The following is a 20,025-nucleotide window of genomic DNA, read 5'->3' as shown; positions in this document are numbered from 1 at the left end:
GGGCGTCAGCGGCCGGTTCGAGAAAGGTAGACATGGGCCTGGAGGAACTGTGAATCCGCTCCGGCATGGTTCAATTGGTGCTCGACCGCCGCTCCGGTTGCAGCCTTCCTGCAGAAGGACAAGATGCGATCGATCTCGTAGAGAAAGAGCGCATCGTCGGTCTGTCCTTCATGCTTGGGAGAGAGGAAGTTGAATGCCACGCCGTGGCGCGCCGATTCCCACATCTTTTCGATGAGGGCTTCCATGACGGCGTAGTTGTCCGTCTCGAGTCTCAAGGCGAGCGTTCCAGAGGCCAGGACGAAGTCGTACGGCTGATTCAGCTCGAACTCGAGGAAGTCCGCCTCTTCGAACACGTGCTGAGGATGCTTCGTACGAGCGAGCCCGATGGAAGGCTTGACGAGGTCGATCCCCAGATACTCCTGGATCCCGTGCTCCTGGAGCACCTCGACGAGATCCCCCGTGCCACAACCCACGTCGAGCACGGACGCGCCCTTCAAGGGATGGCGAGCGAACGTCGCTATCTCCAGCAGCTTCTGGAAGTTCGCGTGCTGGTCTTCTTCCGCCCACCCATCGTCCATGTTCTGCGCAAGGCAGTAGGTGTACACCCTCTCGGTGATGCTCCTGTCTTGCACGGAGTAGGGGGCTCTTCTTCGCATGCCGGTAACGTCCGTGAAGTGGCATCCCCGAGTCAAGGTGAGGCCCCCCTCGCGGCCGTCACGGCTTGGGAGTGACGCTGAACCGGCGCCGGTAGTCTCCAGGGGACAGGCCCATCAGCTTGGAGAAGATCTTTCGGAAGGCGCCGGGATCCTCGTAGCCGACCCGCCAGGCCACCTGCTCGATGGGGAGATTTGAGAGTTCCAGCAACTCCCGCGCCTTTCCCACGCGCAGGTGCTGGACGTAGGTGGTCGGATTCATACCGGTCGCCTTCTGGAAGCGGCGCAGGAAGGTGCGCTCCCCCAGCGCCACGTGCGCGGCCATCATCGGCAACGTCAGCCTCTCCGTCCCGTGAGCCTGAAGCCAGTGCTGCACCTTCAGGATCTCCTCGTCGCCATGGTTCAGCTTCGGCGCGAAGTTGCTGTAGAAGCGCTGCTCGCGGCCCGCTGGATCCGCGAGGAAGAAGCGGGCGGTCGCCAGCATGATGCTCGGGCTGAGCAGTCGATCCACCAACCGGAGCCCGAGATCGATCCAGGCCAGGATGCCTCCGGCCGTGATGATGTCGCCATCCTCGATGAGGAGCTTGTCCGCATCCAGCCGGATGGCGGGGAACTGCTCGGCCAGTCTGGGCGCGAGATTCCAATGGGTGGTGGCCGGACGCCCGTTCAGCAACCCGGTCTCCGCCAGCAGGAAAGCACCGGCGCAGATGGAGCAGAGGATGGTTCCACTGGCGTGCCGGGTGGCGATCCAACGTGCCAGCGGCGCTGTGCGCCCCGCCAGCGGCTCGGACTCCAGGCTGGGAGGGAGGATCAGCACCGCCAGGCGGTCGCACGCCTCACTGGGGGAGGCGAGTACCTGCTCTACCTGCCCGTTGCCGCCCAGTTGCCAGTGGCTGACTCGCAGCGCGGGTGCTCCCGGCAGGCCTTGCTCGGCGGCCAGCCGGTTGGCTGTGCGGAACATGTCCGACAATCCGTGCACCGCTGACAGCTGCGCTCCGGGATAGAGCAGCAGCCCGATGTCGGCCTGAACGCGACCCGCTATCATTTGTCAGTTCTAACCCGGATTCTGTCAGCTCCGCCCATCCCCGTGGGCAGGGAGGGGCCCTACAGTTCGGTCATCACCCCGTCACCCGACGGCAGGGACTGAAAGGATACCCCCCATGAGCAAGCGCGCCCTCCTCATCATCGATCTCCAGAACGACTACTTCCCGGGCGGGAGATGGCCGCTCGTCGGCGTCGAAGCCGCCGCCAGCAACGCCGCCCGGTTGATTGCCGTCGCGCGGGCCAAGGGCGAGCTGGTCGTCCATGTCCGCCATGAGGCCAAGACGGCCGATGCTCCCTTCTTCGCTCCCGGCACGAACGGTGCGGCGATCCATGCGACGGTCGCCCCGATCGCTGGCGAGCCGGTAGTGCTCAAGCACCAGATCAACTCCTTCCGCGAGACCGACCTGAAGAAGATCCTCGACGGCAAGGGAGTCGAGGAGCTCGTTGTCTGCGGCGCCATGAGCCACATGTGCATTGATGGCGGGGTCCGGGCGGCGGCAGATCTGGGCTATCCCTGCACCTTGATCCACGATGCTTGCGCCACCCGCGATCTGGAGTTCGGCGGCGTGCACGTGCCCGCCGCTCAGGTTCATGCCGCCTTCATGGCGGCGCTCAGCTTCGCCTACGCCAAGCCCCTCTCCACCAGCGAATTCCTGGCACGGACCACCTGAGAGTGCCGAGGGCGCATCCAGCTCCCTCGGCATCACGGGGAGTTGTCGGCTACTCGAGTGCGAGTGCGCGCCGGATCGCTGTCTCCACGGGTGAGTAGGCCTGGTCTGCTCGCTCCAATTTCAGCGGCTCGGCGGGCAGGAGTGGGGGCTGTGCCATGAAGCGCGGGTTCCTGCCCCGATGAGGCTGGGCGGAGTGCACGAGGAAGGGATGGCAGAGGTAGACCGTCCCCGCTTCACCCGTTGCCAGCGCTTCGGGCCGGTGGGCGCTTCGGGCGAAACCATCGGCGGCCAGTTCTCGGAGCGTCATTCCGGCTTCGCCAGCCGAGGCCAGTTGCCGGGCGATGTCGACATGGGAGCCGATCCGGATGCGGGTGGGCGCATCCTCCTCTTCGACGTCGGAGAAGAGGAAGAGCATCAGCAGGACCCGGCCCTTGGAGGCGATATTGGCGCGCCACTCCAGGAAGTCTGGATGCTCGGCGCCGAAGGAGACATCGATATGCCACCCGGCGTCACCCGGGTCATCGGGGGAGGGGAAGCGGACCGGGAACGTGCCGAGGGCGCCGGGTCTCTGCCAGCGGCCGGGACCGACGAGCTGGTCGAACGCCTGGTGCAGGATGAGAGTGTTGGCGGCAGCCTTGAACGGTGGATGGCCGTACTGGTTGAGGCGAATGACCGGCCGGGTCCACGTGCGGGGATCCTCCGGATCGCAGCCAGTGTCGGCCCAGAGGATGGTGCGAGCCTCGTCGGCAAGGGCTCTCGGGAAGGCGTTGTCGAGGCGGATGAAGCCGTCAGTGATGAATTGATCGATCTGCGCTCGAGAGAGCGCGGGCGTAGTGCCAGGCATGATGGAAATCCCATGAGTTCGTCAGGCCGTCGCGGAACGACGGCCGAAAAGGGCAGGCCGGTAGGCCGCCCCGGTTCAATGCTTCTGCGGCGCCTCAGGCGCGCAGGAACACTGCGAACTGCATGGTGTCCGACATCATCATGATGGCCGAATCATAGCGAGCCTCTCATGGGGTGCAACGGGCAGAGTCCCATGAGGGCGCGGCATGACTGGAGCTTTGCTCCTGGCGCGAAGACGCCGTGAGGCTTCGAGGCCTCACGGTCGTCGTCGGAAATCACCGCACGTTGAGCGTGTACGAGCCGCCGTTGCGGGCGAGCTCCGCGTTCATGTCGGCGCGGAACTGACGCTGGGTTGCCGCATCGCCGACGATGCCGATGCAGCCCGAGGTGCCGGTCGCGCCACCGTCCGGGTGGATGCGCAGCGCCGTGCGATCACGGCCCGCGCGAGCGTCGTACATCGCGTCGGAGTTGGGACGGCGCGCGTCCTCCATGCGGAAGCTGTAGCCGACGCCGTCACGCACGAAGCCCGGATCGCTGCGGGTGTTGCGGTGCGCTGTCACCCGGTAGGTGCCCTGCGGCGTCGAGAACTTCGTGCGGCCGCCGGAGTTGAACTGGTACGTGTGGCCGTTCACCGTGATGTTGCCGGTGGTCATGCCCTTGCCGTTGAGCACCTGGTTGAGGCTCGCGGTGCCGTTGGCAGCGGTGGACGGCTTGCTGGAGGTGCCCTGGGTGCCGTTGAGCGCGCCCATCGTGCGGCGGCCCGCGATGCCGTCCACCTGCAGGCCCTGCGAGCGCTGGTAGTCCTTTACTGCGCTCTCGGTGCGCGGCCCGTACTTGCCGTCGGAGGGACCCGGGTCGAAGCCCGCGGAGCGCAGCCGGTCCTGGAGCGAGCTCACCGAGGCGCCGCTCATTCCGGTGCGCAGCGAGCCCTTCGCGCTGGCAGGGGTGAAGCTGCTCTTGCTGGAGTAGCCTGTAGCCGTTCGGGTGCTGGTGGTGCCCTTGGTGGTGGTGGTGCCCTTGGTGCTGCCTGCGGACCGGGTCGAGCCGACCGACGTGCCGGAAGACCGCGTAGAACCACCCGTGGACCGCGTGGAACCCGAAACGCTCATGAGGACATCTCCTGTGGATTGAGGCTCCGCGACCTGAAATCAAGCGGAACAAATCCATTATCGGAGTGAAATCAGAGGTGTTGCTTTTACTTACATTCTCGTTCTCTAAGAGGGCATACCAGCTGGCGTGGACCTCTCCGAACGAGCGTGGAGGCACTCGCTGCGTGGCCTACGGCGCGGCCACCACGAGCTGCTTGCCGGCGGGGATGTTGCGGTGGTCCTTGATGTTGTTCCACCGCTTGATGTCCTCGACCGTGACGCCGTAGCGCTGAGCCACGGACCAGAGCGTCTCGCCAGCGGCCAGGGTGTGCGTCGTGGCCCGGCCCGCCTGCGCCTTCGCAGGCTCCTGCGTCGAGGCCAGCACCGTGCCCGAGCGCTCCTGCACCGGCGCAGGAGCAGGCGCGCTGCCCGGCCACACCTGGATGATCGTGCCCACCTTGAGCCCGCGCTTGCGGCGAGGCAGCTCGTTCCACTTCCGCAGGTCATCCACCGTCACGTTGAAGTGCTGCGCGATGGCCCACAGGCTGTCGCCGTCCTGCACTCCGTAGGTGACGCGGGTGCGCCCGCCGATGACCTCCGTCTTGAGAGCGCCCGTGGCCACCGGTGCCCGAGGCGTGCCCGCGGGAATCTCCTCCTCGGGGCGCAGCGCCGTCACGCCGCTGCGGCGGGCCTGGGCCACCTTGCGCTCCAGCGCCGCGCTGCCGTTGCGGCCGCTCGGCACGGGGATGGCCAGGTCCGCGTTCACGCGCAGCGAGCGAGCGCTCTTCAGCCGGTTGAACTGCAGGATCGCTTCCGGCGCGCTGCCGTAGGTCAGCGCGATCTTCGACAGTGTGTCCCCGCGCTTCACCCGGTGGATCCGGAAGCTCAGCCGCTCGTTCGGTGACAGCTGCTTGAAGTTCTGCGCGAACTGCTCCGAGGTGCCCTTGGGCAGCCGCAGCACGTACGGCTGCTTCTCGGTGGCCGGCGGGGTGCACCAGCGCTTCAGCTCCGGGTTGAGCTCCTGCACGTCCTTGACGCTCACTCCCGCCGCGCGGGCGATCGCATCCAGGTCCGTGGCGTCCACCAGCTTCACCTCGTCATAGGCCAGCGGTGGCTCGTACTCGAACTCCTCCTCACGGAAGCCGAAGGCGCCCGGGTTCTTGGCGATCAGCGCCGCGGCGATGAGCTTCGGCACGTAGTGCTTCGTCTCCTTGGCGAACCCCTTCTCCTCGGCCAGCGCCCAGAAGTTGGAGGTGCCGTGCCGGTCCATCAACCGCCGCACGCGCCCGCCGCCCGTGTTGTAGCCCGCCCACGCCAGGTACCAGTGCCCCAGCTCGCTGTGCAGCTGCTTGAGATAGGCCGCCGCCGCGTAGGTGGACTTGATGGGGTCCCTCCGCTCGTCCACCCAGAAGTCCTCGCGCAGCCCGTACATCCGACCCGTGCCCGAGATGAACTGCCACGGGCCCGCCGCGTGCGCCCACGAATAGGCGTTGGCCGAGAACCCACTCTCGATCATCGCCAGGTACACCGTGTCGCGCGGCAGCCCCTTCGCCTCGAGAATGGGTTGCATCACCGGCAGGTAGCGCGTGGAGCGCGACATCCACTTGCGGTACCACTTGCGGCCCGGCCCCTGGAAGAACTGGATGTACTGCGCCACCAGCGGCTGCATCTCCACCGGGATGTCGTACCGGTCCTGGATCTGCGCGACGTCGAAGTTCTCCAGGTCCTTGATGAGCGGCAGCTCCGGCGGAGTGTCGTCCTCTCGGAGCGTGGGCTCCTCCAGCACGTCCAGCATGCGCAGGCGCAGCGGGTTGGCCAGGCCCAGGCGCCGCAGCGACTGGAGCACCTCCGCGTTCGGCTTCGCCGTCGGGTCCAACGCCGCCCCCTCCAGGGCGCGCAACTCCTCCAGCTCCGCGGACTCGGACTCGACGTCCTCGTTGGCCTCCTCGGGCTCCTCCGCCTCCTGGGCCACGGTGCTACCAACCTGTGGCTTCTTCTCCTCCACCTCCAGCACGTGCATGCCGGGAGGTGGTGGCGGCATCGGCAACTCCTCCTTCGAGGAGGGGACCGACGCAGCGAGGGTGACCAGCATCAAGCAGAGGGACGGCATGGAGACCCTGGGGGCGTGTGCCCGGGATGCAGGAGAAGACCCAAGTTTCCGTGATTTTCCTTGACAGTCAAACAAGCAGCCCGTCGGGCTGCTTCCCGAGCAGGCATTATCAGCCCGAGGTTTTCACTGCCAGTGGAGAATTTTCCCTACTTCTTCGCCGCGGGCTGCCCGTGGCCTGGGCCGAGGATCTTCGGGAGGTAGGTGGCGTAGTCGAAGTGGGGTGAGTTCTCCGGGTTGTGGCAGGTGACGCACAGCTCTCGCCCCGGATTGCGGACGATGTTCTTCGGCGTCGGATCCTCGGCATGGAGCGAACCCGGGCCGTGGCAGCTCTCGCAGCCCACGCCCTGGCGCCCTGCCACCTTGTCCAGGCGGCAGACGCCGCCGGGTTTCTCGTAGCCCGTGACATGGCACCCCACGCAGTTGAGGTGGTACTGCTTGCCCTTCTCCTCGAGCGTGGCCCACGCGTGGGAGTGCTTGGAATGCTCCCACAGGGGCATCGTCTCCGCGTGGCACTCCTGGCAGGCCGCGGTACCCACGAAGGCGGCCTCGCCCTTCTTTGGAGCCGGGCAGTCCTCCCCGTGCTCCTTGGCCCACGCCAGGTTCATCTGCCCCACGTCCCGGTCGTACGCCTTCACCACCTCCTGCACCTCCGGCTGGCCGGGGAGGCTGGATTCCAGCGGGAGGAAGCGCAGCGAGAAGCTGTTGGTGCCGGCCGGAGCCGCCGCGGGCTCCGTGAGCAGCTTCTGCTTGCGCGCCACCAACTCCTCCAGCTTGGCCTGCTTGAGCTTCTGGAGTTCGGGAGCGATGCCCGGCAGGTTGATCTCCTTGTTGAGCAGGGCCATGCGCTGGTCGAGCGCCGCCACCTCACCCTCCGTCTGTCCCTGCCCCTTCACCTGGCTGAAGCGCCCCTTCTGGGGGCCGTAGCCCAGGTCCACGCGCAGCAGCTCGCGGCCCTTGCTCTGAAGCCCCACCACCGGCACGGCCGAGCGCACCAGCTTGTGCTCCTCACCGCTGAACTCGGTGGCCGTGTGCGTGGCGAGGATGAGGTCCGCCTCCAACCCGGGCTGGTCCGCCACCGCCTGCGCCTGCTCCACCGTGCCGTGGAAGAGGGCCACCACGAAGTCCGCGCCCTCCTTGCGAGCCTGGGCACTGAGCGGGGCGAGCTGCGCCGCCTCAGGCACCGCCACCACGCCCACCTGCCGAGCCCCCGCCGTCAGCAGCTTCACGGTCCCGGGAGCCAGCTCCGGCAGGCCCAGCCCCTGACGGAAGGTCACGCCGCGCACATCATCCAGCTCGCCCGTGGCGCGGACGGCCAGCCCCATGCGCTTCATGGACTCGGCCAGCGCCTGCGCCTTGCGCTCCTCCTGCGGCACCTGCGCGGGCTTGAGCGTCGGCTCGCCAAAGAGGCTGTCGCCTCCATCGATATAAAGGACGGGCAGGGTGCCCTTGCGCGCCTCCTGCACCTCGAAGGCCGCCCGGTCGATGCCCCCGCGCATGTTCTCGCTGCATCCACACGGGCCCAGGTAGCCACGCGTGTCCGCGGAGAACAGGAGGATGGCTCCCGTGGCCTGGCCCGCCGCCGCATCCGGCACAGCGGTGGAGGCCGCAGCAGGCTCCGGGGCGCGCTTGCACCCGGCGAGCACCACCGCCGCCAGCACCAGGACCGTGAGCGGCCGCCTCACCAGAGGATGCTCTGCACCAACTCGTCGATCTTCTCGCCCATGGCTTCCAGCCCGTTCACCTTGGACAAGGAGCCATCCGCCCCCACCTGCTCGGCCAGCTTGGACAGTTCGTCGTCCGGCAGGCTGGAGAACAGGATGATGGGGATGTCCTGCGTGCCGTACTCGTTCTTGAGCGTACGGCAGATGTCCGTGCCCTTGGCTTCGGGCATGTGGATGTCCGTGAGGATCAGGTCCGGACGCCACGTGCGCAGCGTCTTCTCGAACTCCATCAGCGTCGAGGTGGCAACCACCTCATAGCCGCGCGCCTCGAGAACGGCCTTCTCCATGGCGAGGGTGATCTCGCTGTCGTCGATGAGGAGGATTTTTCGCTTCTCTTGCACGGCGACCTTCCCTTGGAGCCTTCTTCTAACTTATCCGCCTCCCGAGGTACCACGGCTTTCCTTCCGCCTGGTTGCCCGACAACCCTCGGCTCATGTCCACGGGCATACGCTCCCCAGTCGGAGTAAGGAAAGCGGCTATGTCCCGAGCCCTCCCGGCTTTCTGTACCCTCTTCCTCGTCTCCCTCCCCGCCTGGGCCCTCAATGCCGGTCTGGGTCCACCTCCACCTACCGTGGATCGGCAGACGCCCCAAGCGACTTTCGAGGGTTTCATGCAGGCGGCCCACGCCGGGGACTACAAGAGGGCCGCGCATTACCTGGATCTCGACTTTGTGTCTCGTGCGGACCAGGTCGAGCGCGGCGCCCAATTGGCCCGGCGGCTCAAGTTCGTGCTCGACCGCAAGGTCCACGTGGACCTGTCCGCGCTGAGCAAAGCGCCCGAGGGCGATCCGGTCGATGCCCGCTTCGACGTGCTCGACACCATCCCCCTGGATGGCATCGCCGTGCCCATCCGCCTCCAGCGCGTGACGGGAGGCGAGGAGGGTGGGTTGGTGTGGGTGTTCAGCGAGTCCACGGTGAAGCAGGTGGACAAGCTCTTTGATGAGTACGGCCCGCTGCTGGCCGAGACGCTGCCGGCCATCTTCTTCGAGCGTCCGGTGCTGGGACTGGAGCTGTGGCAGTGGCTGGGGCTGGTGGTGGTGTTGGGGGGCGGCTGGGTGCTGTCGCTGGTGCTGGAGCGGCTGTCGCTGTCCTTCGCGATGCGGCTGGCGAAGTGGACGAAGATCAACTGGGACGACTCTCTGGTGGGAGCGGGCCGGGGGCCGTTGCGGCTGCCGTACTACGCGACGCTCCTGGCGGTGGGCACCTCCTTCTTGTTGCTGCCCCAACCGACCCGCCGGTTGATCGAGCGGCTCTGCTACTCGCTGGTCATCGTGGCGGTGGCCTGGTTCATCCTGCGCTTCCTGCGGGTGACGACGGAGTACGTGCACGCCAAGGTGAGCAACACGGCGGAGGATGCGAGCCGCCTGCGCAGCCTGAGCACGCAGCTGGCGGTGATGCGGCGGGTGCTGGAGGTGGCGACCTACATCGTCGCGGCGGCGCTGCTGCTCATGCAGTTCGAGGTGGTGCGCAACGTCGGTGTGTCGCTGTTGGCCTCGGCGGGATTGGCCGGCTTGGTCATCGGTCTCGCGGCACAGAAGTCCATCTCCACGCTGCTGGCCGGAATCCAGCTGTCGATGACTCAGCCCATCCGCCTCGGGGACAAGGTGGTGGTGGAGAGCGAGTTCGGCACCGTGGAGGAGATCACCCTCACCTATGTGGTGGTTCGGGTGTGGGACGAGCGGCGCATGGTCATCCCCATCACCCAGTTCCTGGACAAGCCCTTCCAGAACTGGAGCCGCGCCAGCGCGAGCATGCTGGGCGAGGTGCTCCTCCAGGTGGACTTCTCCACGGACATCGACGCCCTGCGCGCGGAGCTCAAGCGCATCCTGGAGAACGAGGGTCGCCAGCTCTGGGATGGGAAGGTGCAGTCCGTGGTGGTGCTGAGCGTCCTGGAGAAGACACTCTCGGTGCGCGCGCTGGTAAGCGCGGATTCGGGGAAACTGTTCGACCTGAGGTGCCTGGTGCGCGAGCAGCTCATCGTCTTCCTCCGGCGTCACCCGGCGTGGCTGCCGACGGTGCGCAGCGAGACGAGGCCGCTCGGACCCCCCCAGGGACAGAGCGAGCAGCCAGGCAGTCCAACCACCGCGCCAACGCCTCGGGCGTGACATCTGGATCCGAAGGCCGCTTGCTCCCCCAGGGGGCCGCTGAATATTTCCGGCCCTTGGACGTTACGCGTTCTTGAAGTCCTTCCTTCGTCGCTGGAGTCCATCGTGATGAAGCGTCATGCCAGTATGTGGGGTACGCTCGCGCTGCTTGCCGTCGTGCCCCTGTCCGCCGGAGCCCAGGAGCGCGGGCGCACCGACGGCCCCGAGGGTTCCGAGTACGGCAAAGGCGGCTATTCGCGGCAGCGAGACGGGCGGTTCTCGCTGCAGTTCGATTGGGGCGCGGCCGTCAACCAGGAGTCCCCGCCTCCGGGAGCCCCCGAGGGGCCGCCGCTCTTCCTGGGAGCGACCGCCTCCTTCTGGGGAGATGACTGGTTCCAGTTGGACTTCAGCGGCGCCTACGTGCTGGACGGTGGGCGGCTGGACCTGCTGGTAGGGCCTCGCTTCCGCACCTACGGCTACCCGTTGAGCCTGTACGCAGGCCTCAAGGCGGGAGCCATCTTCATCCCCGAGATTGGCACGCGCTTCGGGCTGTCTCCGCAGGTGGGCGCGGATCTGATGATGGGAGACCGGGAGAACATCCTCCTCGGGCTCTCGTACGCGCTGGACATCCCCCTGCCGGCCGAGGCGGACGGAGGGAGCAATACCCACCGTGTGTTCATGAGCCTCGGGTACAGGTTCTAGCGCCATGCATGATCGTCCAAGCCCTCATCGCCGCCCTGGCGCTCGCCACGGGCCAGACGCCCAGCGCCACCACCGCTCGGGGGACCACCGTGCCGGTGTTCCCGTTCCCCACGGGCGAGGTGCAGACCGTCAACCTCATCGAGTGGAACTCGAACCAGCTGCCTCGCATCTACGAGCGCTCGGATCAGCTGCCGCTCACGGACGAAGAGGTGGCCAAGCTGTCCAAGGCCGGCTTCACGCCCGCGCAGTTGGTGAAGATGATCGAGGAGCGCCGCTGCGCCTGTGACGCGAGCGCGGACGGGCTCATCCGGCTCAAGCAGGCGGGGGTGGCGCCGGACGTGCTGTCCGCCATCTCCCTGCATGCGCTGCCGCCCAACCGGACGCTGAACCTGTTGGTGACGTTGGACTTCACCGGAGAGAGCCGCGACGCGCGCGAGGCCTTCCTCTACTTCTTCGTGGAGGACGGGGACCTGACGCGGGTGCTGAGCCTCAACATTCCGGACCTGCTGAGGAATCAGAATGCGCACGACACGGTGGTGGATCGCAGTGACATCCTCCGGGCGCGGACGGTGCGGCGCATCCAGCTGCCGGGTTGGGTGCCGCTGAAGACGTACGGCTCGCACCGGGTGTTGGTGGCCGCGAGCGCGAAGCCCACGCTCAGCCACCCGTCGCAGCTGACCGAACAGGAGCGGGCCAAGGCCCAGCTCTATACCTTCGAGTATCCGCGCTCCTCGTTGCAGAGCCTCTGCCGGCTGACGGCGGGGTACCGGCAGGACGCGGTGCTTGGCTACAAGTGGCGCTTCGAGGGAAGCCGCTTCGAATGCGAATGGAACTAGGAGTGCACGCCCCATGAACGCTCGCCTCATCGTCTCCGCCAGCCTGGCCGCCGCGCTCACCGGTTGCTACGTGGATGGGCCTCGCGCCTACACGCGCGGCACCTACGAGGATCCGAACACCATCGAGATGCTGTCGGATCAGTTCAACGAGAACGATCTGCAGCTCATCGCGAAGAAGATGGCCGAGTCGCTGGCCAGCTCGCCGCGCTTCGCGCAGGTGGATCCGAATCGCCTGCCGATCGTCCTGGTGGGCAAGCTGAAGAACAGCACCTCCGAGCACATCGACATGCGCTCGCTGGGAGACAAGATCCAGACGGCGCTGGCGCAGACGGGCCGCTTCGCGCTGGTGGACCAGCAGGCGCGCTGGGACATCGCCGAGGAGTACGAGTACCAGCAGTCCGGCTACGTGAACCCGAACGAGGCCAAGGCACCGGGACAGCAGGTGTCCGTGGACTTCATCATGACGGGAGACCTCGCCTCGATCATCCAGGAGGTCGGCCGGGACAAGCTCGTCTATTACAAGATGACGGCCAAGCTGAACAACGTACGCACGGGCCTCATCGAATGGACGGACGAGAAGCAGATCCGCAAGAAGTTCGAGAAGCGCAGCGTCGGCTGGTAGTGGGCGGCTGAGCGCTCGGGTCCCGTTCCATGTCCCCTTGTCTCGGTCGCAGCCCGCGCCCTCGGGCGTGGGCACTGCTCGTGCTCTTGGGGCCTGTGTTGCTGGTCGGTTGCGCGGGCGATTATGTGGCCCGCACACGAGGCCTGCGCCAGGCCTACGAGGCGGAGGACTACCCGCGCGCCCTGGACGAGCTGGAGGAGCTGGAGCAGCACGGGGAGCCTCGGGATGCGCTGCTGGTGCTGCTCGACAAGGGCATGGTGCTGCACGCCGCTGGGCGCTGGGAGGAGAGCATCCAGGTGCTGGCGAAGGCGGACCGGCTGTCGCAGCAACTGGACGGCATCTCCATCCGCGAGGAGGCGGGCGCGCTGCTGAGCAGCGAGCGGCAGCGGGCCTACCGCGGGGAGGACTTCGAGAAGCTGATGATCTCCGTGCTCCAGGCGCTCAACTACGCGCAGCTGGGCAAGGACGAGGACGCGCTCGTCGAGGTCCGTCGCGTCAACGAGCGGCTGCAGAAGATGATCGTCGATGAGAAGAAGCCGTACGAGCAGCTCGCGATCGCGCGCTACATCGGCGGAGTGCTCTACGAGGACCAGCGGGACTGGGACTCGGCATTCATCGACTACGCGAAGGCGCTGGAGCTGGAGCCGCAGCTGGGAGCCCTGGCGGAACCGCTGTTGCGCCTGGCGAAGCTGACGGGGCGGGATGACGCGTACTCATCGCTGCTCCAACAGTTCCCGGGCGTGACGCACGAGCCGCTCGGGCCGGGGGAGGGGCAGGTGGTGGTCGTCGTGGAGGCGGGGCTCTCGCCGGAGAAGGAGCCCATGAATCGCCCGTATGAGCCCAATGCCGTGGAGCTCATCACGGTGCCTGTGTACCGGGACCGGGGCTCCACGCCCCAGGCGCAGGTGAGCGTGGGACCGGCGGCGGAGCGGGCGGTGACGGTGACGTCGCTGGAGCGGGTGGCGAAGGTCCACCTCGATGACCGCATTGGCCGGATGTTGGCGAAGCAACTGGCCGGGGCGGTGGCAAAGGCGGGATTGGCGGCGGGTGCAGGAGCTCTCACCAAGAGTGAGGAGGTGGGATACCTGACGTTCCTGCTGCTCAACCTGGCGAACAAGGCGGACCTGCGCTCCTGGCTGTCCCTGCCCGCCGAGTTCCAGCTCACGCGCTTCCGGCTGCCGGCGGGCCGGCACATGGTGCAGGTGGAGTTCAACGGCCATCTTTCCGCGAAGGAGGTGGAGGTACGGCCGGGACGGGTCACCGTGGTGGTGTTGCGGCGCTACTACTGAATGTGCGTTGCAGGGGAAGTGTTGCGCCCGGCCCATCTGATGTAGGGTCCGCGCCCCAATGTCGCCGGTCGTGGCCACGGTCGCCACCTATTCGTTCTTCATCCTGCTGGGAGCCATCGCGGGCGCGCTGGTGGTGGTGTTCACCCATCGAGCGACGCGTCTGGTGTCCTTCCTGGCCTTCGCGGCGGGGGTGATGCTGGGAGCCGCCTTCTTCCACATGCTGCCCGAGGCGTTTCACGGGGGCGGCTATCCGTCCTTCACGCTGGTGCCGGCGGGGTTCGTCTTCCTGGTGGTGCTGGAGCGCAACTTCCTCTCGCACTCCTGCGAGGAGCCGATCAACTGCACGGAGCACGCGCACCACGGACTGGGGCTCGCGGCGTTCGTGGGGCTCTCGGTGCACACGCTCATCGATGGCGTGGCGCTGGGCTCGTCGGTGAAGGAGGGCGTGGGGTTGATGGCCTTCATCGCCATCATCGCGCACAAGGTGCCCTCGTCGCTGTCGCTCGCGTCCATCCTCAAGTCGGAGGGGAAGAGCACTCCGGTCATCCTGGCGTACTCGGCCTTCTACGGGCTCATGGTGCCGGTGGGGGCGGGGCTCTACTTCGCGTCGGATGCGGCGCTGAGCTTCGAGCGGTTCTCTCCGTGGGCGCTGGCGTTCTCGGCGGGCACCTTCCTCTATATCGCGGTGTCGGATCTGCTCCCGCACGTCAGCCGCCATGGGAAGGATCGGCAGGGGCGCAACCTGGTGGCGCTCATCGCCGGGTTGCTGCTGATGCTCGCGCTGGCGCGCCTGACCGAGCACTGAGCCAACCCCATTGCCCCCGCGGACACCGAAGCCGGCCCCCATGGAACGACGCTCCGACTGGTACTCCCATCCCAAGTATTACGAGGCCATCTTCGGCACTGACACCGAGAAGGAGATGGACTTCCTCCTCGCTCTCAGCCGCCACCACGGTACCGGAGGCTCCCTCCTGCTCGAGCCCGCCTGTGGCGCGGGACGGCTCGTCGCCGAGGCCGCTCGCCGTGGCTTCGACGTTGTCGGCTATGACATCGCCGAGCCCATGCTCGCGCATGCCCGCCGCCGCCTCTCGCCCGCCCGCAGGCGCCACGTCCGCCTCTTCCAGTCCCGCATGGAGTCCTTCTCCGCACCCGAACTCGAGGGCCGCGTGGACCTGGCCTTCAATCTCGTCTCCACCTTCCGCTACCTGGACAGCGAGGCCGCCGCCCGCGCCCACCTGCAGAGCACCCGCCGGTTGCTCAAGCCCGACGGCGTCTATGCGCTCGGCTTTCACCTCACCGACTACGCCCGCACCACCCTCGAGCGCGAGCGCTGGGTCGGCCGCGTCGGCCGGGACACCGTCATCTGCAACACCCGCGAAGGCCTGCCCGATCGCCGCCTCCGCCGCTCGCCCATGCGCAACCGCCTGCGCATCTCCGGGCCCGGCAAGGACATGCTCATCGAGACAAAGTGGTTCTTCCGCACCTATGATCTGGCCGAGGCCCGGCGCCTCTTCCGCTCCGCGGGCCTGCGCGTCCTGGCCATGTATGACTTCGACTACCGCCTGGAGACCCCTGTCGGGCGCAACAGCAACCGGCTGGATCGCGTCTTCGTCCTCCAGCCGCTCCCGTCCACCAGGGGACGAAAGCGGTAGACGAGGATTGGCAAGAACCTCAGGTTCTGGTTCAAGATAAGGGTTATTCTTCGTTACCGAGAACCCTGAGCCAGGAAGGGCCATGTAGGCCTCTCTGCTCAACGGCCACAGGCCTCACCCTCTCAGAGCCCTGCGCGTACGCATTGGACGCAAGCGCTTCCAAATTGAACGCAGTTGCGTCCGGCTCGAACGCAGCCGTTTCTCGGAGCCCTCTTGAAGTAGTGGATTTCACTGAGTAGAGGGATTGCCAGGGGCTGGCACGAAACCCGCATCATTAAAGACCATGCGCCTCCTCAAATAGGCGCACTGCAGTCTGGGGGGGCAGAAGCGCGGAAGGAGGGGCCGCTCCTTCCGCGCTTTTTCATATCTGGAGCCCGCTCAGTGAGCCGCCGGATCCGCCTTCATGTGGGGGCTGGGCCGCTTGAGCAGCAGCACCAGCGCCAGCGCACACACGAAGAGAACGGCCAGCATGGTGAAGTTGGCGTTGAAGGCCCGCACCAGCGCTTGGGTACTGATGCGCAGGTTCATGATGCCGTAGGCGGCGCTGATGGAGTCGAACACCCGCCCGGCGACCTGGCCCTGGAGCCCGGCGAGTTGCTCCTGCGTCACCTGGCTGTAGACGTCCACATGCGAGGAGAGCAGCGTGGTGTTCAGCTGGGTGGAGCGACTGAGCGCGCTGCTCATCCACGCGGTGCCGATGGAGCCTCCCAACTCGCGGGTGAGGTTGAAGAGGCCCGCCGCGTTGCCTCGCTGCTCGGGCTTCAGGTCGCTGAGCGCGATCACCGACATGGGCACGAAGATGAAGCCCATGGAGCAGGCGCGGATGAAGATGGGGAGGATGAGTGAGCCCTCGTCCAACCGGTTGGTGAGGTGGCCATTCACGAAGAGCGACAGGCTCATGCCCAGGATGCCGAAGGCCACCATCATCCGCGGGTCCAGCTTGTTACCGAACCGGCCGATGAGGGGCATGATGGCGATCTGGATGGCGCTGCCCTTGAGGAAGAGCAGTCCGATGTCCAGCGCCGAGTACCTCATCACCGTGCCGCAGAAGAGGCTGTAGAGGAAGCTGCCCGAGAACAGCGCCGTGCCGATGAGGAAGTTCACCCCGGTGGCCGCTGTGTATGAGCGGTTGCCGAACACCCTCAAGTCCACCACGGGCCGTGGCGTCTCCAACTCGTGGACGATGAAGGTGATGAGCGCCGCGGCGGCGATCACCGCGAGCACGGTGATGGTGCGGCTGTCGAACCAGTCCTCGCGGTTGCCCTCCTCCAGCACGTACTGGAGCGAGGCCATGCCCACCGCCAACAGGGCGATGCCGTAGCGATCCACCGGCTCGTTGGAGGGCGTGAAGTTCTTCTGCTCGATGTGGCGCCACGCCATGTACGCGGCGAACAGGCCCACCGGCAGGTTGATGATGAACACCCAGTGCCAGCTGGCCGCGTCGATGAGCAACCCGCCCACGGTGGGCCCCAGCAGCGGCCCCGTCACCGCGCCCAGGCCGAAGAGCGCGCCCGCCATGCCGTGCTCCTCGCGCGGGTAGCGGGCGAAGAGCAGCGACTGCGCGGTGGGGATGATGGCGCCACCGCCCATGCCCTGCAGGATGCGGAACAGCACCAGTGAGGTGAGGTTCCACGACAGCCCGCACAGCAGACTGGCCGCGGTGAACATCAGCACGGAGAAGGTGAAGTACTTCCGGAAGCCGAACCGCCGCTGGAGCCAGCCCGTCATCGGGATGACCACCACGTTGGCCATCATGTAGCCGGTGGACACCCAGGCGATCTGATCCAGCGGCGTGCCGAAGCTGGCGCGGATGTCGCTCAGCGCCACGTTGACGATGGAGATGTCGAGCACCGCCATCAGCGCCGCGGCCATGGCGGCGATGGTGATGCCGGCTTTCGAGCCGGTGATGGTCTCTTGCATGGTGCGCCTCGAGCCCAACGCCCCGGAGGGCTAGTGGCCCCTCATGTCGACCGTCACCACGGCGCTCATGCCGGGCTTGAGCGGCAGCTCGGACGGCTTCTCGTCCAGGCGCACGAGCACGGGGATGCGCTGCACCACCTTCACGAAGTTGCCCGAGGCGTTGTCCGGAGGCAGCAGCGCGAAGCGAGCCCCACTGGCGCCGGCCAGGCTGTCCACGTGGCCCTTGAGGTGGTGTCCGGAGAAGGCGTCGACCTTGACGTCCACCGGCTGGCCCGCGCGCATCTCACCCACCTGATCCTCCTTGAAGTTGGCCACCACCCACACGTCATCCTGGGGGACGATCGCCATCAGCGGACGCTCGGGGCCCACCATCTGCCCCACCTCCACGGTGCGGCGGCTCACCTGGCCCGTCACCGGAGCACGGACCTGGGTGTACGAGACGGCCAGCTCCGCCAGCTCCAGCGCGGCCTTGGCCTGCTGCAGCTTCGCGTCGGCGAGCTTCACTGCGGCCTGGGCGGCCTGCACCTGGGCCGGTCCCGCCTCCGCGGCCACCAGCCGGCCCTGCGCCGCCTCCAGGCCTCCGGAGGAGTTCTCGATGCCGGCCTCGGTGGAGGTCAGCCGCGCACGGGCCTGCTCCAACTGCGCGCGAGTCTGATCATAGGTGGCCTGACGCGTGTCCAGGTCCGCGGGGGAGAGCGCGCCCTGCTCGGTGAGCTGCTTCACGCGCCCCAGGTCCGTCTCGGCCAGCTTGAAGCGGGCCTCGGCGGCGGCCACGTCCGCACGGGCCTGATCGAGCGCGGCCTTCGAGGAGCTGATGCCGCTCGAGGCCTGCGTCACGCCGGCCTTGGCCTGGCGGAGGTTGGCGCCGACGGTCGCCTCGGTGAGCGCCAGCTGGGACTGCGCGGAGGCCAGCTGCGCCTCGGCGCTGAGCACGTCCGCGCGAGCCACATCCAGCTTCGCGTTGAGGTCCTTCACATCGAGCTCCACCATCACGTCCCCCGCGTGGACGAGCTGGTTGTCCTGCACGAGCACCTTGGCCACCTGGCCGGCCACGCGCGGCGACACGTTGGCGACGCGCCCCTCGAGCTGGGCGTCATCGGTCGTCTCGCGGCCGTAGGTGAGCAGGTAGTGCACGCCGGCGCCGAGCACCGCCACCCCCAGGATGGCGGGCAGGACGATCTTCGCGCGCGAGCGCGGGGCAGCCGCGGCGGGGCTCTGGGAGGCAGCGCCGACAGAGGGAGGAGTGGGGAGGTTGGGAGCAGAGGCTGTTTGGGTCGTCATATGGAAGGAGTGAAGGGTTCGAGAGGAATCAGGGGTCTCTCAGGGCGGGGATGCCCGAGGACACTTTCTTGAGGAGCTCTTGCAGGGTGTCGCGCTCGGACTGGCTCAGCGGCGTCATCAGCGCGGAGATGCGGCGGAAGTGATCCGGCAGCATCTCCTGGAGGAACGCGTGCGCCTTGGGGGTGAGGTGCACCGTGTACATCCGGCGATCCTCGGGATGGTCCTGGCGGGAGATGAAGCCGCTGTCCTCCAGCGTGTCCAACAGCCCCGTCATGGTGGCGCGGGTGCACTCGGAGCTGTCGGCCAGCTCCGCGGGGCTGAGCCCTCCGCTGGTGGCATCCTCCGCGTAGAGCAGATGGATGAGCACCACGAAGCGGCCCTGGGACAGGCCGTGACGCGTGAAGTGGGAGTCGTAGGCTTCCCTCAGCTCTTGCGAGGTGCGCAGCATGGCCAGACACGTCTCGATGGCGCTGGCGTCCAGGTCCGGGAAGCGCTGCGCAAGCCGCTGCATCCGCTCATAGCGGGGCGCGGGAGGCTTCAGGCGCGGGGGAGATCGAGTCGTCACGCGGCCCACTTAATAAGGCCCCTGACTATTTTGGCAACACATGATTTGGGGCCTGACTATTTGCAGATCCAAAGACCCCCAGAAAACAGGTGGTTGGCCTCGAAGGAGGGGAGACGGGCCGATTAGAGCTGGGTGCTCTCTGGATGCGGGGGCGGGCCTGGGGGCCTCTGGCGCTTCTCGAACTCGTCCAGGCTCAGCGTCTCGATCGTTCCATCCGGGAGGAGTTGGTAGACAAAGCCCGTGCGCGGGTCCCCCACATAGAGGACCTGCATCTCGGGGAAGAGCATGAGCATGGCCAGCTCGGTCTCGAGGGGGCCTGGGAAGAGCACATGGGTGTGCATGGCTCCCGCGTACTCGTCGTGCCGCACGCGTACGTCCACGCTGATCAGCCCCTGGTGCAGTGGGGTTTGCTCGAGAATCGTGCGTCCGTCCTGGCTGAAGCGGAATCGGAAGTCGCCTCCGAGGATGGTGACTCCCGCGACGTGGCTTCCCTGCATGACATAGAGGGTGAGTTCATCTGCTTCCTCGAGCACCACCGGGTTGACCTGCCCCCGTTGGTGGATCTTCGCGGTGACTTCTACGGCCTTCTTCGCCGCTCGGGCCGCGGGGCTGAAGTCTCCCGGGAGTGATTCCACGGTGACGCTCTCCATCTGCTCGGGTTCGGAGAGAGGTGCTCGGTACGCGTAGGCAGGGACGAACGTCTCTTCTTCCGTGAAGTGGCCGAACAGCGCGTACCAGAAGCCCTCACGAGGGACGGTGAGGAACCGTTGCAGCTTGCTCGTGTCGAGGTCCTTCCTCTCAAGGAGGAGATCCGTGGCGCGGATGGAGGCGCGCTCGGAGGCCTGGATGTACTCGGCACGTTGGCGCACGCGCGCCAGTTCCTCTTTCGACACAGGTCCCGAGGCAGGCGTTGGCTGAGTGGGGTTGGAACTCGAGTGTGCGCTG

Annotated in this window: 19 protein-coding genes; 8 read left to right on the top strand and 11 right to left on the bottom strand. The window is 67.0% G+C overall.

The window, feature by feature from the left end; all coding sequences use genetic code 11:
• Nucleotides 1-5: 5 nt before the first annotated feature.
• Both KY501_RS22730 and KY501_RS22725 read right to left on the bottom strand, forming a co-directional pair.
• Nucleotides 6-632: a class I SAM-dependent methyltransferase gene (locus KY501_RS22730; protein ID WP_224365333.1), complete on the bottom strand. Its 627-nt coding sequence runs from the start codon at nt 630-632 to the stop codon at nt 6-8.
• Nucleotides 633-714: 82 nt separating this feature from the next.
• Nucleotides 715-1,698 carry a GlxA family transcriptional regulator gene (locus tag KY501_RS22725; RefSeq protein ID WP_224365332.1) on the bottom strand — a complete coding sequence of 328 codons (984 nt, stop codon included), beginning with the start codon at nt 1,696-1,698 and terminating at the stop codon, nt 715-717.
• 115 nt (nt 1,699-1,813) lie between these two features.
• On the opposite strand from KY501_RS22725, the gene KY501_RS22720 reads away from it, so the two are divergent.
• Nucleotides 1,814-2,368, top strand: coding sequence for a cysteine hydrolase family protein (locus KY501_RS22720; protein WP_224365331.1), 555 nt, complete (start codon nt 1,814-1,816; stop codon nt 2,366-2,368).
• Nucleotides 2,369-2,417: 49 nt separating this feature from the next.
• On the opposite strand, the gene KY501_RS22715 is transcribed toward KY501_RS22720, so the two are convergent.
• The 5 genes from KY501_RS22715 to KY501_RS22695 all read right to left on the bottom strand — a co-directional run bounded on the left by KY501_RS22715 (nt 2,418) and on the right by KY501_RS22695 (nt 8,471).
• Nucleotides 2,418-3,212: a phytanoyl-CoA dioxygenase family protein gene (locus KY501_RS22715; protein ID WP_224365330.1), complete on the bottom strand. Its 795-nt coding sequence runs from the start codon at nt 3,210-3,212 to the stop codon at nt 2,418-2,420.
• A 274-nt stretch (nt 3,213-3,486) separates the two neighbouring features.
• Complete coding sequence (locus tag KY501_RS22710) at nt 3,487-4,320, bottom strand: peptidoglycan-binding domain-containing protein (protein ID WP_224365329.1); 834 nt, start codon at nt 4,318-4,320, stop codon at nt 3,487-3,489.
• Nucleotides 4,321-4,489: 169 nt separating this feature from the next.
• Entirely contained in the window at nt 4,490-6,409 is a 1,920-nt protein-coding gene (locus KY501_RS22705) for a LysM peptidoglycan-binding domain-containing protein (RefSeq protein WP_224365328.1), read from the bottom strand.
• A 146-nt stretch (nt 6,410-6,555) separates the two neighbouring features.
• Complete coding sequence (locus KY501_RS22700) at nt 6,556-8,094, bottom strand: multiheme c-type cytochrome (protein ID WP_373691634.1); 1,539 nt, start codon at nt 8,092-8,094, stop codon at nt 6,556-6,558.
• Nucleotides 8,088-8,471: a response regulator gene (locus KY501_RS22695; RefSeq protein ID WP_224365326.1), complete on the bottom strand. Its 384-nt coding sequence runs from the start codon at nt 8,469-8,471 to the stop codon at nt 8,088-8,090. Before KY501_RS22695 ends, KY501_RS22700 begins: the two co-directional genes overlap by 7 nt.
• Nucleotides 8,472-8,608: 137 nt before the next feature.
• On the opposite strand from KY501_RS22695, the gene KY501_RS22690 reads away from it, so the two are divergent.
• The 7 genes from KY501_RS22690 (at nt 8,609) to KY501_RS22660 (ending at nt 15,314) form a co-directional block, all read left to right on the top strand.
• Nucleotides 8,609-10,234 carry a mechanosensitive ion channel family protein gene (locus tag KY501_RS22690; protein WP_224365325.1) on the top strand — a complete coding sequence of 542 codons (1,626 nt, stop codon included), beginning with the start codon at nt 8,609-8,611 and terminating at the stop codon, nt 10,232-10,234.
• A 108-nt stretch (nt 10,235-10,342) separates the two neighbouring features.
• Nucleotides 10,343-10,915, top strand: a complete 573-nt coding sequence (locus tag KY501_RS22685) for a hypothetical protein (protein ID WP_224365374.1) — start codon at nt 10,343-10,345, stop codon at nt 10,913-10,915.
• Nucleotides 10,916-10,923: 8 nt separating this feature from the next.
• Nucleotides 10,924-11,751, top strand: a complete 828-nt coding sequence (locus KY501_RS22680; protein WP_224365324.1) for a hypothetical protein — start codon at nt 10,924-10,926, stop codon at nt 11,749-11,751.
• A 13-nt stretch (nt 11,752-11,764) separates the two neighbouring features.
• Complete coding sequence (gene lpoB, locus KY501_RS22675) at nt 11,765-12,373, top strand: penicillin-binding protein activator LpoB (RefSeq protein ID WP_224365323.1); 609 nt, start codon at nt 11,765-11,767, stop codon at nt 12,371-12,373.
• 29 nt (nt 12,374-12,402) lie between these two features.
• Entirely contained in the window at nt 12,403-13,662 is a 1,260-nt protein-coding gene (locus KY501_RS22670; RefSeq protein ID WP_255636739.1) for a COG3014 family protein, read from the top strand.
• Between the two features lie 58 nt (nt 13,663-13,720).
• On the top strand, nt 13,721-14,467 hold the full coding sequence (locus KY501_RS22665) for a ZIP family metal transporter (RefSeq protein WP_224365321.1): 747 nt from the start codon (nt 13,721-13,723) through the stop codon (nt 14,465-14,467).
• 40 nt (nt 14,468-14,507) lie between these two features.
• The gene (locus tag KY501_RS22660) at nt 14,508-15,314 is read left to right on the top strand and encodes a class I SAM-dependent methyltransferase (RefSeq protein WP_224365320.1); all 807 of its coding nucleotides are present in this window, start codon (nt 14,508-14,510) and stop codon (nt 15,312-15,314) included.
• Between the two features lie 378 nt (nt 15,315-15,692).
• Here the strand turns inward: KY501_RS22660 and KY501_RS22655 are convergent, their stop codons facing one another.
• The 4 genes from KY501_RS22655 to KY501_RS22640 all read right to left on the bottom strand — a co-directional run bounded on the left by KY501_RS22655 (nt 15,693) and on the right by KY501_RS22640 (nt 19,949).
• Complete coding sequence (locus KY501_RS22655; protein ID WP_224365319.1) at nt 15,693-17,234, bottom strand: DHA2 family efflux MFS transporter permease subunit; 1,542 nt, start codon at nt 17,232-17,234, stop codon at nt 15,693-15,695.
• Between the two features lie 30 nt (nt 17,235-17,264).
• Nucleotides 17,265-18,515 (bottom strand): HlyD family secretion protein, encoded by a 1,251-nt coding sequence (locus tag KY501_RS22650; RefSeq protein ID WP_224365318.1) that lies wholly within the window; start codon nt 18,513-18,515, stop codon nt 17,265-17,267.
• Nucleotides 18,516-18,543: 28 nt separating this feature from the next.
• Nucleotides 18,544-19,080: a MarR family winged helix-turn-helix transcriptional regulator gene (locus tag KY501_RS22645; RefSeq protein WP_309242986.1), complete on the bottom strand. Its 537-nt coding sequence runs from the start codon at nt 19,078-19,080 to the stop codon at nt 18,544-18,546.
• A 122-nt stretch (nt 19,081-19,202) separates the two neighbouring features.
• A complete protein-coding gene (locus KY501_RS22640; RefSeq protein ID WP_224365317.1) occupies nt 19,203-19,949 on the bottom strand; it encodes a hypothetical protein in 747 nt (248 codons plus the stop codon).
• Nucleotides 19,950-20,025: the final 76 nt, after the last annotated feature.

Origin of the sequence: Hyalangium versicolor, assembly GCF_020103695.1 — a bacterium.
In the GTDB taxonomy this organism is placed as follows: domain Bacteria; phylum Myxococcota; class Myxococcia; order Myxococcales; family Myxococcaceae; genus Hyalangium; species Hyalangium versicolor.
This window is presented reverse-complemented; position numbering and strand designations above follow the sequence as displayed.